This is a genomic window from Rodentibacter caecimuris (genome assembly GCF_001019715.1).
Taxonomy (GTDB): domain Bacteria; phylum Pseudomonadota; class Gammaproteobacteria; order Enterobacterales; family Pasteurellaceae; genus Rodentibacter; species Rodentibacter caecimuris.
This window is the reverse complement of sequence record NZ_BBXJ01000001.1, coordinates 1,416,839-1,430,861: the sequence shown is the minus strand read 5'-3', so window position 1 is coordinate 1,430,861 and position 14,023 is coordinate 1,416,839. Positions and strand designations below refer to the sequence as shown.

Below are 14,023 nucleotides of genomic sequence, written 5' to 3'. Positions count from 1 at the left end.
GTATTTTTTAGTTTTTTATTTTGTTATTTTTGGGTTCCTATGTTGGTAGGGTATCTAGACAAAGATTTTTTTGCCAGTATGATGAATACAAATCCAGAAAATATCAGTTAATAATCAATTAAAGAGCGGTCAATTTTAGGAGTGAATTATGAAAAAATTATCCGGTGCTGAAATGGTAGTGCAATCACTACGTGATGAAGGGGTAGAGTATTTGTTTGGCTATCCGGGGGGAGCAGTACTTGATATTTATGATGCGATTCATACCCTTGGCGGAATTGAACACATTCTTGTACGTCATGAACAAGCCGCGGTTCATATGGCGGATGGTTATGCACGTGCAACAGGTAAAGTGGGCTGCGTATTAGTCACGTCAGGTCCCGGTGCGACCAATGCCATAACCGGTATCGCCACGGCTTATGCTGATTCTATACCAATGGTTGTGATTTCAGGACAAGTAATGAGCCATTTAATTGGTAGTGATGCTTTCCAAGAATGTGATATGGTTGGGATTTCTCGCCCTGTCGTAAAACACAGTTTTATTGTAAAAAAAGCGGAAGATATTCCTGAAATAATCAAAAAAGCATTTTATATTGCATCAACCGGTCGTCCCGGCCCTGTTGTTGTTGATATTCCGAAAGATACGGTAAATCCAAATCATAAATTCCCTTATGAATATCCAAAATCTGTTGAAATGCGTTCTTACAATCCAACGGTAAACGGGCATAAAGGACAGATTAAAAAAGCATTAAAAGCCTTATTAGTGGCAAAGAAACCCATTTTATTCGTGGGTGGCGGGGCGGTTGCCGCCGAATGTAGCGAGGAATTAACCCAATTGGCACAGCGCTTGAATTTACCGGTTACCTCTTCTTTAATGGGGTTAGGTGTTTATTCGGGAAGCGATAAGCAATTTTTAGGCATGTTGGGGATGCATGGAACCTATGAAGCTAATAATGCCATGCATGAAAGTGATTTGATCTTAGGAATTGGCGTACGTTTTGACGATCGCACGACAAATAACCTCGATAAATATTGCCCGTATGCAAAAGTGATTCAAATTGACATCGATCCGGCCTCGATTTCTAAAAATGTGAAAGTGGCGATTCCGATTGTAGGCAGTGCGAAGAATGTGCTGACGGAGTTTTTAAGTTTATTGGGAGAAGAAGGGGGAAACCACCCGCAAAATCATCTTGAGAATTGGTGGAAACAGATTAATGAATGGAAAGCAAAAAACTGCTTGGATTTCGACCGCACTTCGGGTGTGATTAAACCTCAACAAGTGATGGAAGCTGTTTATCGGATTACCAACGGAGAGGCTTATGTCGCTTCAGATGTAGGACAGCATCAAATGTTTGCAGCGTTACATTACCCGTTCAATAAGCCTCGTCACTGGATTAACTCGGGCGGGTTAGGCACAATGGGGTTTGGTTTACCTGCCGCGTTAGGAGCAAAACTTGCCCAACCTAACGCCAAGGTTGTTTGTGTTACCGGTGACGGCAGTATCCAAATGAATATTCAGGAACTTTCTACTGCAACCCAATATGGTATTCCTATTGTCATTATTTGTTTGAATAATCATTTCTTAGGTATGGTGAAACAATGGCAAGATTTGATTTATTCGGGGCGTCATTCGCAAACTTATATGAATTCCTTACCGGATTTTGTGAAATTGGCAGAGTCTTACGGACATGTGGGGATTAAAATTACGACACCGGATGAGTTGAAGAGTAAATTAGAAGAAGCATTCAAACTTAAAAATAAACTGGTATTTGTCGATATCAATGTCGATGAAAGTGAACACGTTTATCCTATGCAAGTGCGTGGTGGAGCAATGAATGAAATGATTTTAGGTAAAACAAAAGGGGAGAATGAATAATGCGTAGAATTTTGTCTGTTTTATTAGAAAATGAGTCCGGTGCGCTATCACGAGTAGTGGGTTTATTCTCTCAACGTGCATTCAATATTGAAAGTCTTACCGTTGCACCAACGGATGATCCTACGTTATCACGGATGACCATTGAAGCGGTGGGTGATGAACAAGTGCTGGAGCAAATTGAAAAGCAACTACATAAGTTGGTTGATGTATTTAAAGTGATCAATTTAAGTGAGCATGAACATGTTGAACGTGAAGTTCTACTGGTAAAAATCCGTGCAACGGGGGCATCACGTGATGAAATTAAACGTCTTACCGATATTTTCCGTGGTCAGATCGTGGATGTTACGCCTAAATCTTATACGGTTCAATTAACCGGTACAAAAGATAAATTAGATGCTTTTGTGGCGGCAGTGAAGGAAGAAACAACACTACTTGAAATTGTTCGTTCAGGGTTGATCAGTCTTTCCCGCGGTGAGAAAAATATTCTTTAATTTATCCTTTTGATTGATGAAAAAATCTATACTCATAATGAGAGTAGATTTTTTTATATTTTGTTGCATTGAGTACCTTTAAGCTGCTTATTCGGTAGTAAAGTGGATGTTTTAAATGAAAAATACAGCCAAATAAAGGTGTTTTTAGATGGTTGATACGAAAAAGGAAGCCAAACGGCTTCCTTTTTAAGTGTAGATTAATTCGTTTATCTTTGTCGCATTGCCGGGAAGAGGATTACATCGCGAATAGACGGCGCATTTGCATAAAGCATGGCTAGACGGTCGATTCCTAATCCTTCTCCTGCGGTTGGCGGTAAACCATGTTCTAATGCAACAACAAAGTCTTCGTCTTTAAACATGGCTTCATCATCCCCTGCTTCTTTTGCTGCAACTTGAGCATCAAAGCGTTCATTCTGGTCTTCTGCATCGTTTAATTCTGAAAAACCATTGCCGATTTCACGTCCGCCGATAAATAATTCAAAGCGGTCGGTGACTTCCGGATTTTCATCATTACGACGGGCAAGCGGTGAAATTTCTGCGGGATGTGCCATTAAGAAAGTCGGTTGAATTAAATGGTGTTCCGCCACTTCCTCAAAAATTGCATTGACAATACTGCCTAATCCCCAAGATTTTTGCACCTCAATGCCTAAACGTTCAGCGGTAGCTTTGGCTCGGTCGAAATCGTATAAATCTTCTTTTACAATGCCTTTCTCTGCACCATATTTGATGGTTGCGTCATGTAATGTAATACGCTCAAATGGTTTGCCAAAGTCAAATTCGTATTCACCGTATTTCACGATAGTTGTGCCAAGGATATCAATAGCGAGTTTACGTAATAATTCTTCGGTGTTATCCATTAAGTCATGGTAATCCGCATAGGCTTGATAGTATTCAAGCATAGTAAATTCCGGATTATGGCGAACGGAAACCCCTTCATTGCGGAAGTTACGATTTAATTCGAATACCCGTTCAAAACCGCCGACTACCAAACGTTTTAAATAAAGTTCCGGCGCAATACGCAAATACATATCCACATCAAGAGCATTATGATGTGTCACGAACGGACGGGCGGATGCTCCTCCCGGAATCGCTTGCAACATTGGCGTTTCTACTTCCATGAAACCTTTTGAAATGAAATATTCACGAATGCCTGCGACGACTTTTGATCTAATGATAAAAGTACGGCGGGATTCTTCATTAGAAATTAAGTCTAAATAACGTTGGCGATAACGCATTTCTTGGTCTGTTAAGCCGTGGAATTTATCCGGCAATGGGCGAAGTGCTTTAGTTAATAGTTGAACTTCACTTGCTTTAACCGTAAGCTCGCCAGTTTTGGTTTTAAATAATGTTCCTTTAATTCCGACAATATCTCCCAAATCCCATTGACCGACATCATCTTTATACACTCCTTCCGGTAGGTTATCGCGAGCTACATAAAGCTGAATTTTACCGCTCATATCCTGTAATGTGATAAAGGTTGCTTTACCCATTGCACGACGGGTCATAATACGGCCGGCAACAGTCACTTCAACATTTTTTTCTTTTAATGCTTCGCCTTCTTCTGATTCGTATTGATTATGCAAATCTTGTGCAAGCGAATCGCGGCGGAATTGGTTCGGGAACGCGTTACCTTTAGCGCGTAACGCAGCTAATTTTTCACGGCGAACGAGCATTTCGCCTTGAAGATCAATTTCTGGGGTTTGTGGTTCTGACATATTGAATCTCCTGTACAATTGTTGGGTTGATTATATCTGATTTATCAAGTGAACAAAACAATCACTTCTTTCATCTTCTTATAATTCAGTTTAGTTCCAGTTAAATGTTAATCATTTTTCTCTTCAGTCTAATTAAGCTCCCTACTACTTTATTATAAGTTAAATTAATTTTTAATATTAAATTATCAGTAAAAATTATGATCATGATCAATGTTAAGTTTATCTAATCAATATAATATTTGATTAGCCAATCTGATTTCGTTGTATTGGCTGACAAAAACGATACTCATGAAATTGTAAGGAGGAGATGAATGACATCATCTAAAAAAATAGGGCTTTTTACCTGTATTGCGGTGGTTGCAGGTAACATGATGGGAAGCGGAATCGCTTTACTTCCGGCAGGGCTTGCCAAGATAGGATCGATTTCTATTATTGGCTGGATTATTGCTACCATTGGTGCATTAGCACTTGCCTATGTATTTGCGAGGCTGAGTACGAAAAACCCACAAGAGGGAGGACCTGTTGCCTATGCAGGCGAAATTTCCCCGCTGTTGGGTTATCAAACCTCAATTATGTATTATCACGCTAATTGGATTGGCAATCTTGCCATCGCTATTACGGCGATTGCTTATTCTTCAGTCTTTTTTCCCATTCTTAATCAGCCAATTCCAGCGGCAATTGCAGTTATCGCTGTAGTCTGGTTATTCACTTTTGTAAATTTATTAGGTGGAGCTTGGGTAAGTAAATTAACATCTATCGGGCTAATCCTTGTTTTGATTCCTGTAGTTGGCACAGCAATTTTTGGCTGGGCTTGGTTTGATATAAATATTTACCAAGCTAACTGGCTTGGTGATCCAACGATTGATTCGTCCAAATCTATTATCAATTCTGTGTTGCTCTGCTTGTGGGCATTTGTTGGTGTGGAATCCGCTGCCGTAAGTAGCGGATTAGTGAAAAATCCACAACGTACCGTACCACTGGCTACCTTACTAGGAACGACTGTTGCAGGTCTTATTTACATTTCCGCATCACAGGCAATTTCAGGCATGTTTCCAAATGGAGAAATTGCACAATCTGGTGCGCCTTTTGCTATCAGTTCGGCAAAAATGGTGGGGGATTGGGTAAAACCTTTTGTATCTGCTTTTACTGCTATTGCTTGTTTAACTTCTTTGGGGTCTTGGATGATGTTAGTCGGACAGGCTGGCTTGCGAGCAGCCAAAGATGGTAATTTTCCGACTGTTTTTGCACAAACAGATAACAATAATGTTCCAAGAAAAGGCTTAATCATTGCGTCAACAATGATGACTATTTTAATGGTTCTCATCACTATTGTCAGTGCTAGTGGATCGAATGCAGCAGATTTATTCACTCAATTAACTAGCATTGCAGTAATGCTCACTATGTTCCCTTATTTCTATTCGGCAATTAACTTGCTCCGCTTTGAGGGGATGACTACCAAAAGCACTATCAGTCTTGTTGCTTCCGTATTAGCGATTTTATTTTGTTTTATCGCCTTAGCGGGAGCAGAGAAATATCAAATTACAGCCACAGTATTGGTTTCCCTCACCATTTTTGCCTTCTATGCCAAAAAGCTTGGTAACAAATCAGTCAATACAGTAAGTAAAGGAGTTTAATATGAAAACTATCGTTATGGGTTACAATAAAACGACGTATTATACCAAATCTCTAACACATTATTTACAGCGGCAGAACTATCAAGTGCTTGAAGTATGTTTGAGATCGGAGTTATTAAATTTGATTAAGAATAATACCCGAATTGTGGCTGTGCTACTTAATATGGATTTCTTCAACGATGATTTTTTTAGCCAAGAACTAGTGAAGAAAATGAATATGATTAATGAAAACTTACCTATTTTCTTGTTAAAAGACTCGGAAAATGATGAGGAGTTGGATTTTGAAAGTTTAGAAAATAACGTGCAATACATTGAGAGTAATCTTTATTCGGAGCAGGATATTTTGTACAAAATTGAAAAAGCGGTAACAAATTACTTAGACAAAATTACTCCTCCCTTAACTAAAGCCCTGTTTAAATATGTTGATGAGGGAAAATATACCTTCTGTACACCAGGACATATGGGCGGCACCGCATTTCAAAAATCACCAATAGGCACGATTTTCTATGATTTCTTCGGTGAAAATACCTTGAAATCTGATATTTCTATTTCGGTAGGAGAACTAGGTTCATTATTGGATCATTCTGGACCTCATGCTGAAGCAGAGAAATATATTGCCAAAACCTTTAATGCAGATCGCAGTTATATCATCACCAACGGCACATCTACCGCCAATAAAGTAGTAGGAATGTATTCTGTACCAGCCGGCAAAACAGTGTTGATTGACCGCAATTGCCATAAATCGCTTACTCATTTATTGATGATGAGTGATATTGTACCTATTTATTTCAAACCTACCCGTAATGCTTATGGTTTGTTGGGGGGAATTCCTCAAAGTGAATTTACCGATGATATTATCAAACAAAAAATTGCTACGACACAAAACGCCAGTTGGCCGGTACATGCAGTAATCACTAATTCTACCTATGATGGTTTGTTTTACAACACCGATAAAATCAAAAAAAATTTAAATGTAAAGTCCATTCATTTTGATTCTGCTTGGGTCCCATATACCAATTTCAGCCCAATTTACCGAGGTAAAACGGGAATGGGAGGTGTTCAACTACCGAATAAAGTGATTTATGAAACCCAATCTACTCATAAACTGCTAGCTGCATTTTCACAAGCTTCCATGATTCATATTAAAGGTAAGATTGACGAAGATGTTTTTAATGAAGCTTATATGATGCATACCTCTACCTCACCAAATTATGGGATTGTGGCATCTACTGAGGTTGCTGCGGCAATGATGAATGACAATATGGGAAAACGCTTGATCCAAGATTCTATTGAAAGAGCGGTTAAATTAAGAAAACTTATTCGTCAGTCGTATTTAGCTAGTGATGATTGGTATTTTAATGTTTGGCAGCCTGAGAATATTGATTGCATCGAATGTTGGGAGCTTGAGCCAAATCAATCTTGGCATGGTTTCAAACATATTGATAGTGAACATATGTATTTAGACCCAATCAAAGTCACGCTATTAACCCCTGGTTTGAGCAAAGAAGGGCAATTACAAGAAACAGGTATTCCCGCCGTATTAGTGTCCAAATTCCTTGATAGTAAAGGTATCATTATTGAAAAAACAGGACCTTATAATTTATTAGTACTCATCAGTATCGGTGTTGATGACACTAAAGCAGTAAGTTTGGTACAAGGATTAAATGAGTTTAAAGCTCTCTATGATCAAAATGTACTTGTGAAGGATATTCTACCTGAAGTGTATGCGGAGTCGCCGGAGTTTTATGAAAAAATGGGGATTCAAACCCTAGCCCATGGGATTCATCAATTGATTTGTAAACATAATTTACCGGAACTAATGTACAAAGCCTTTGATATTTTACCGAAGATGGTAATGACTCCAAATAAAGCTTTCCAGCTAGAATTGAGCGGTTCTGTGCAAGATTGTTATATTGAAGATATGATTGGAAAAATTAATGCTAATATGATCTTGCCTTATCCTCCGGGAGTACCACTGGTTATGCCGGGTGAAATGATCACCGAAGAAAGTCGCCCGATTTTGGAATTCTTACTAATGCTATGTGAAATAGGTACTCATTATCCTGGGTTTGCCACTGATATTCACGGTGCATATAAACAAGACGATGGGCGGTATAAGGTGAAAATTATCGTTGAATAATCATATTCATGGTTGTCACTTTATTTGTATAGGTAATAAATCACTCCGAACGAATACCCCACTTTGGTGGGGTATTTTTATCGATAAATATTTCAAAAGTGCGGTTTATTTTAAGAGCATTTATATTGCAATAATTTTTGACCGTTTTCAATTATACATCTAGTTAAACGTTGGATAGATTCCGATTCTAAATTGTAACGATGCCAATACAGTTTTTTGTGCTGTACTAATTGGGGTTCTAAATTTACAATTGTGCCAGCTGCAAGTTCTTTTTCAATTTGTTGGCGAGAAATCATAGTGCAGGCCACGTCCTGTAGAATGAGTGGTATATAGGCTTCAGAGGAAGGAATTATATGGCTAATTAAATTGCCGGGACTCATACCATAATATTCTTGCAGGAATAAATTGTGTTGATCAAATTCAGTAGAAAATGCCAGAACAGGTGCTTTTAGTAGGCTCTCTTGATTAACGCCATGAGGGAAGAATCTGTCTGCAAATTTTGGTGAAGATACAAAAACGTAGTCTAAAGAACCAATATAATCACATTTGCCGTTAATGATCGGTTTTGAATGAGTGCTTACTGCTCCGACAACATTGCCTGATAATAGGCTATTTAACGTATAAGTTTCATCTTTTACATTAATATCAAGACGTAAAGATGGATCCGTAAGTATTTCATTAACAGCGGGTAAAAACCAGGTGGCAAGGGAATCTGCATTAATGGAAATTGGGATTATTTCGATGTCTATGCCACCATTATCAAAAATATCGTGCTCAATTAAACGGACATGGTTAAGTAATTTTAATAACTTTTGCCCAAGAGCGGTTGGCTTTGGAGACGCTGTACGAGTGACTAATAATTCACCAAATTCATTTTCTAGTTGCTTAATCCGCTGTGACACAGCGGACTGAGTAATGCCTAATTTATTTGAGGCTTTTTCAAATCCCTGCTCTTTAATGATAAGATCAAGTAACTTCAAAGACTTATAATCAATATTTCTCATTTATTTCTCATCTATTTGCCTAGTTTTTTACTATTGATCTAATTATAAACCCGCCTTCAAACTGGCTTCAATAAAGCGATCCAAATCGCCGTCAAGTACGGCTTGCGTGTTACGATTTTCGATACCGGTACGTAGATCTTTTATGCGTGAATCGTCCAACACATAAGAACGAATTTGACTGCCCCAACCAATGTCCGATTTATTGTCTTCCATAGCTTGTTTATCTGCATTTTTCTTTTGTAGCTCCAGTTCATACAATTTTGCTTTTAATTGCTTCATTGCCTGATCTTTATTTTTGTGTTGGGAACGATCATTTTGACATTGCACGACAATACCGCTCGGAATATGGGTAATTCGCACCGCACTTTCGGTTTTATTGACATGCTGACCTCCGGCACCGGAAGCACGATAAACATCAATCCGTAAATCTGCTAGATTAATTTCAATATCAATATCATCATTGACTTCAGGATAAACAAACACGGCGCTAAAAGAGGTATGACGGCGGTTATTGGAGTCAAAAGGGCTTTTTCGTACTAAACGGTGAATGCCGGTTTCAGTACGTAGCCAACCAAAGGCATATTCACCGCTGATTTTGATGGTGGCAGATTTTAAACCTGCGACATCACCATCGGAAACTTCCATCAATTCCGTTTTAAAACCTTTGCTTTCCGCCCAACGTAAATACATGCGCAATAACATTTCCGTCCAATCTTGCGCTTCTGTACCTCCTGAGCCGGCTTGTAAATCGACATAACAATCAGAGGCGTCATGTTCTCCACTGAACATACGACGAAATTCTAATTGAGCTAGTTGTATTTCAAGCGTTTCTAATTCTGCGATGGCTTCTTTGAAGGTTTCTTCATCCTCAGCTTCTATTGCAAGCTCAAGTAATCCGTCCACATCTTCCAAGCCTTGTTCTAAATTATTGATGGTATTCACCACCTGTTCAAGCGCTACTCGCTCTTTTCCTAAGGCTTGGGCTTTATCCGGGTCGTTCCATACTTCAGGCTGTTCTAATTCAGCATTGACCTCTTCTAAACGTTCGACTTTAGTATCGAAGTCAAAGATACCCCCGAAGCACGGAAGTGCGGTCGGAAAGATCGGCGATTTTATTTTTCACGGGGTTTATTTCAAACATAATAAATTTGCTTTAACTCTAAACTGGTGGATTATATGCTATTTTCTTATTTTTGGGTAGCTAGGGTTGCAGAAATTGGTAATTTATCTATAATCCCAGATTCGCTTAATTTAGCAAATTTAGGAATGAAAAATGAAGAAAATGTTAACCGCACTTTTATGTGTTACGGCAGCAAGTGCAATGGCTGATGATTCAGCAATCAAAAGCCAATTACAAGCACTTGACGCGAAAAATATTGACATCAAAAATTCGCCTGTTCGCGGTGTTAAAACAGCCGTAACCGATGAAGGAATTATTTATGTAACGGAAGACGGTAAATATGCTTTTCAGGGGAAACTGTACGAATTAACAAACAAAGGTCCTGTGGATGTGAGCGGTAAGTTATTGGTGGATAAACTCAATTCTTATAAAAATGAAATGATTGTTTATCCGGCAAAAAATGAAAAATACGTTGTTACTGTCTTTATGGATATTACTTGCCACTACTGTCATTTATTACATCAACAATTAAAAGAATATAATGATCTTGGTATTACCGTGCGTTATTTAGCTTTCCCTCGTGGTGGCATGAGAAGTGAAACTGCAAAACAAATGGAAGCTATTTGGACTGCCAAAGATCCTGCTTTTGCTTTAAACGAAGCTGAAAGTGGTAGATTGCCGAAAGAAGTTAAAATACCTAATATTGTGAAAAAACACTATAAGTTAGGTATTCAATTCGGTGTAAGCGGCACACCGAGAGTTATTACTTCAAGCGGTGAGATAATCGGCGGATATTTAAAACCGTCAGATTTATTGGCTGCGCTGAAAGAAAGCAAGTAATAATTGATTTTTGTTGAATAAAAACAACGTTGTATTTTATAAAAGAGCTGTTGGTTTAACAGCTCTTTACTTATGAATTAATCCCCAGTGAATAAACTCATTAAACGCCGTGAAATCCCAATCGGAGGTTCTGTTTCCGAACATCCTTTATTGGATCGCCTTTATCGTGCCCGTCATATTAAAAACAGGCAAGAATTAGACCGCACTTTAAAATCTATGTTAAATCCGAATCAGCTTTATGGCATTACTCAGGCGGTTGCATTGTTGGTGTCGGCTTATCAAACCCAACAAAAAATTGTCATTGTGGGGGATTTTGATGCTGACGGGGCAACAAGTACGGCATTAGCGATATTAGCACTTCGTCAGCTTGGTTTTACGAATATTGATTATTTGGTGCCAAATCGCTTTGAACAAAGCTATGGATTGAGTATTCCCGTAGCTGAGATGGCGATTGAAAAAGGCGTGCAATTACTCATGACAGTGGATAATGGTGTATCTTCTTTTGACGGAATTACTTTTTTGAAAGAAAAAGGAATTCGGGTTTTAGTGACAGATCATCATCTGCCTCCAGATAGACTGCCACCGGCTGATGCTATTGTGAACCCTAACTTAAATCAATGTGATTTTCCTTCAAAATCCTTGGCTGGCGTAGGGGTCGCATTTTATTTGATGCTGGCGCTACGGGCGAAATTTCGTGAGTTGGGTATTTTTACGGCGGAAAACCAACCTAATTTTACAGAACTGTTAGACCTCGTAGCGCTTGGTACGATTGCTGATGTCGTGCCGCTTGATCAGAATAATCGTATTTTAGCTTATCAAGGTTTAATGCGTATTCGGGCTAAATATTGTCGACTGGGGATTATTGCTTTAGCGGAAGTAGCGAATCGTAATGTTGAGCAGTTTTCAGCAAGCGATCTTGGCTTTTCTATTGGCCCTCGTCTAAATGCGGCGGGGCGATTGGATAATATGTCTATTGGCGTGGAATTATTACTTGCGGAAGATATGCAAACTGCGCGTGAACTTGCTTTGGAACTTGATCAACTTAATCAAACACGCAAAGAAATTGAAGCGGGAATGAAACTTGAGGCACTGGAAATTTGCCGAAATCTCACCGCACTTTTTAATGCCTTGCCAACAGGTATCGTGCTTTATCAAGCGGATTGGCATCAAGGTGTGTTAGGCATCGTTTCGTCTCGCATTAAAGATCAGTATCATCGTCCGGTTATTGCTTTTGCGCAAGATGAAAAAGGAGTATTGAGAGGTTCTGCCCGCTCTATTGAAGGGGTACATATCCGTGATCTATTAGAACGAATTCATTCTCAATATCCCGATATGATCTTAAAATTTGGTGGACATGCAATGGCGGCCGGTTTAAGTATTCGTGAAGAATGTTTTAGCCAATTTCAACAAATTTTTAATCAAACAGTGCTAGATTGGTTGGATGAAACGCATTTACAAGGCATAATTTGGACAGATGGCGAATTAGGAACGAATGAATTCACCCTTGAAATGGCGGAATTGTTAAAAAATGGTGGCCCTTGGGGGCAGGCATTTGCCGAGCCTTGCTTTGACGGTGAATTTAAAATTTTGGATCAACGTGCAATTGGGCAAGGGCAAAATCACTTAAAAATGTTGGTTGAACCGAAACAGGGCGGCCCACTTTTAGATGCCATTGCCTTTAATGTTGATACCCGACTGTATCCCGATTTATCCATTAAACGGGCCCGTTTAGCCTATAAACTGGATATAAATGAATTTCGTGGTAATCGTAACATCCAATTATTAGTCGAGCATATTGAACCCATAGATGAGTAAAGTAAGAAAGTGGCGATGGGGCAATCTTGCGTTATTTGGTATTGCAACGCAATTTGCTTTCGCAGAAACGAATCCAAAAGATTTTTCTGTACAAAATCAACCGCACTTGCCGTCTGCAAATACATTAGGATTTGAAGACGGGCGTGATTATTTTTCCTATAAAGAACCGGTGGTTCATCCTTTGCGTGCAGATAAGAAAATCCGTATTCAATTCTTTTTTGATTATGATTGTCGAGTGTGTTCGTCCGCGCAAGATATTTTGGAATTCTATAGCCAAATGCGCCCTGACAAAATTGTGTTGGAACAATATCCGGTGGCAACCATCGAAAATCAATTTAGTGCAAAGGTGTTCTACACATTGAAAGCATTAAAAGCAGGGGAATTATCGGATGTATTATTATTTGAAACGGCAGAAAAATCACGTTATGTCGAACTGGCATCACCGGCAAAAATGCTAAAATGGGCAGAGAAGCAGGGACTTGATAAACAAATCTTTGCAAAAACCGAACATTCTTCGGAGATAAAGGAAAAAGTAAAAGATTCCATTGAATTAACGGAAGAATATGGTGTTTTTACCTATCCTTATGTGGTGATTGGTGGGAAATATGTACTCACGGCAAGCACGCTTTATAACGATGATTACAGTGTGGCTGTATTAGATTATTTAGTGAATAAATTGGAAAAGGAGAGAGAAAAATGAAAATAGGTATTGTTGGTGCAATGGCGCAAGAAGTCGAAATACTGAAAGGCTTAATGACGGATAAGATCGAAACAAGAGTAGCAAGTGCGGTCATTTTTGAGGGAAAAATTAATGGAAAATCCGTTGCTTTGTTGCAATCAGGGATCGGTAAAGTCGCCGCTGCAATCGGAACTACCGCCTTACTACAACTGACAAAACCAGATATTGTGATCAATACGGGATCAGCCGGTGGCGTAGCGAAAGGATTAAAAGTCGGTGATATTGTCATTTCCGATGAAACCCGTTATCACGATGTGGATGTTACGGCATTCGGCTATGAAAAAGGTCAACTTCCGGCTAACCCTGCTGCATTTTTGTCTGATGAGAAATTAGCGGATCTTGCACAAAAAACGGCTGAAGCACAGGGGCAATCGGTAAAACGTGGGTTAATTTGTTCCGGTGATAGCTTTATTCATAGCGAAGATAAAATTGCGGAAATCAAATCGGATTTCCCTCATGTGACAGCGGTCGAGATGGAGGCAACGGCAATTGCTCAAGTGTGCTATGCATTTAATGTGCCCTTTGTGGTCGTACGTGCGATTTCTGATAGTGGTGATGGGGAAGCGAGTCTGTCTTTTGAGGAATTTTTACCGCTTGCGGCGAAGCAATCTTCAGCATTGGTTTTAGGTATGTTAGACAAATTATAGGATTT

General features: G+C 39.2%; 11 protein-coding genes. 8 read left to right on the top strand and 3 right to left on the bottom strand.

The window, feature by feature from the left end:
- Window positions 1-148 precede the first annotated feature (148 nt).
- Both PNEUHYL_RS07075 and ilvN read left to right on the top strand, forming a co-directional pair.
- A complete protein-coding gene (locus PNEUHYL_RS07075) occupies window positions 149-1,873 on the top strand; it encodes an acetolactate synthase 3 large subunit (protein ID WP_059366558.1) in 1,725 nt (574 codons plus the stop codon).
- Complete coding sequence (ilvN, locus tag PNEUHYL_RS07070) at window positions 1,873-2,364, top strand: acetolactate synthase small subunit (protein WP_059366557.1); 492 nt, start codon at window positions 1,873-1,875, stop codon at window positions 2,362-2,364. Before PNEUHYL_RS07075 ends, ilvN begins: the two co-directional genes overlap by 1 nt.
- A 206-nt stretch (window positions 2,365-2,570) precedes the next feature.
- On the opposite strand, the gene lysS is transcribed toward ilvN, so the two are convergent.
- On the bottom strand, window positions 2,571-4,079 hold the full coding sequence (gene lysS / locus PNEUHYL_RS07065) for a lysine--tRNA ligase (protein WP_059366554.1): 1,509 nt from the start codon (window positions 4,077-4,079) through the stop codon (window positions 2,571-2,573).
- A gap of 311 nt (window positions 4,080-4,390) precedes the next feature.
- Between lysS and cadB the strand changes: the two genes are divergently transcribed.
- Both cadB and PNEUHYL_RS07055 read left to right on the top strand, forming a co-directional pair.
- The gene (gene cadB / locus PNEUHYL_RS07060) at window positions 4,391-5,713 is read left to right on the top strand and encodes a cadaverine/lysine antiporter (protein WP_059366552.1); all 1,323 of its coding nucleotides are present in this window, start codon (window positions 4,391-4,393) and stop codon (window positions 5,711-5,713) included.
- A gap of 1 nt (window position 5,714) precedes the next feature.
- Complete coding sequence (locus tag PNEUHYL_RS07055) at window positions 5,715-7,853, top strand: lysine decarboxylase LdcC (protein WP_059366550.1); 2,139 nt, start codon at window positions 5,715-5,717, stop codon at window positions 7,851-7,853.
- Between the two features lie 110 nt (window positions 7,854-7,963).
- On the opposite strand, the gene PNEUHYL_RS07050 is transcribed toward PNEUHYL_RS07055, so the two are convergent.
- Entirely contained in the window at window positions 7,964-8,857 is an 894-nt protein-coding gene (locus tag PNEUHYL_RS07050; protein WP_059366548.1) for a LysR family transcriptional regulator ArgP, read from the bottom strand.
- A gap of 42 nt (window positions 8,858-8,899) precedes the next feature.
- Window positions 8,900-9,998 (bottom strand): peptide chain release factor 2 gene (prfB, locus tag PNEUHYL_RS07045; RefSeq protein ID WP_110890447.1). Its coding sequence is split into 2 segments (ribosomal slippage): window positions 8,900-9,922 and window positions 9,924-9,998, totalling 1,098 coding nucleotides; the frame shifts between segments, so codons are not numbered across the junction.
- 132 nt (window positions 9,999-10,130) lie between these two features.
- Here prfB and dsbC point away from each other — a divergent pair.
- The 4 genes from dsbC (at window position 10,131) to PNEUHYL_RS07025 (ending at window position 14,018) form a co-directional block, all read left to right on the top strand.
- Complete coding sequence (dsbC, locus tag PNEUHYL_RS07040; protein ID WP_059366544.1) at window positions 10,131-10,817, top strand: bifunctional protein-disulfide isomerase/oxidoreductase DsbC; 687 nt, start codon at window positions 10,131-10,133, stop codon at window positions 10,815-10,817.
- Between the two features lie 87 nt (window positions 10,818-10,904).
- Entirely contained in the window at window positions 10,905-12,632 is a 1,728-nt protein-coding gene (gene recJ, locus PNEUHYL_RS07035; RefSeq protein WP_059366542.1) for a single-stranded-DNA-specific exonuclease RecJ, read from the top strand.
- Window positions 12,625-13,332 carry a thiol:disulfide interchange protein DsbA/DsbL gene (locus PNEUHYL_RS07030; protein ID WP_059366540.1) on the top strand — a complete coding sequence of 236 codons (708 nt, stop codon included), beginning with the start codon at window positions 12,625-12,627 and terminating at the stop codon, window positions 13,330-13,332. Before recJ ends, PNEUHYL_RS07030 begins: the two co-directional genes overlap by 8 nt.
- A complete protein-coding gene (locus PNEUHYL_RS07025) occupies window positions 13,329-14,018 on the top strand; it encodes a 5'-methylthioadenosine/adenosylhomocysteine nucleosidase (protein ID WP_059366538.1) in 690 nt (229 codons plus the stop codon). Before PNEUHYL_RS07030 ends, PNEUHYL_RS07025 begins: the two co-directional genes overlap by 4 nt.
- Window positions 14,019-14,023: the final 5 nt, after the last annotated feature.

Excerpts from the sequence above, each read along its gene's own strand:
- PNEUHYL_RS07030 (WP_059366540.1), top strand. The coding sequence starts at position 12,625 with ATGAGTAAAGTAAGAAAGTGGCGATGGGGCAATCTTGCGTTATTTGGT.
- cadB (WP_059366552.1), top strand. The coding sequence starts at position 4,391 with ATGACATCATCTAAAAAAATAGGGCTTTTTACCTGTATTGCGGTGGTT.
- ilvN (WP_059366557.1), top strand. The coding sequence starts at position 1,873 with ATGCGTAGAATTTTGTCTGTTTTATTAGAAAATGAGTCCGGTGCGCTA.
- PNEUHYL_RS07055 (WP_059366550.1), top strand. The coding sequence starts at position 5,715 with ATGAAAACTATCGTTATGGGTTACAATAAAACGACGTATTATACCAAA.
- PNEUHYL_RS07025 (WP_059366538.1), top strand. The coding sequence starts at position 13,329 with ATGAAAATAGGTATTGTTGGTGCAATGGCGCAAGAAGTCGAAATACTG.
- lysS (WP_059366554.1), bottom strand. The coding sequence starts at position 4,079 with ATGTCAGAACCACAAACCCCAGAAATTGATCTTCAAGGCGAAATGCTC.
- dsbC (WP_059366544.1), top strand. The coding sequence starts at position 10,131 with ATGAAGAAAATGTTAACCGCACTTTTATGTGTTACGGCAGCAAGTGCA.
- PNEUHYL_RS07075 (WP_059366558.1), top strand. The coding sequence starts at position 149 with ATGAAAAAATTATCCGGTGCTGAAATGGTAGTGCAATCACTACGTGAT.
- PNEUHYL_RS07050 (WP_059366548.1), bottom strand. The coding sequence starts at position 8,857 with ATGAGAAATATTGATTATAAGTCTTTGAAGTTACTTGATCTTATCATT.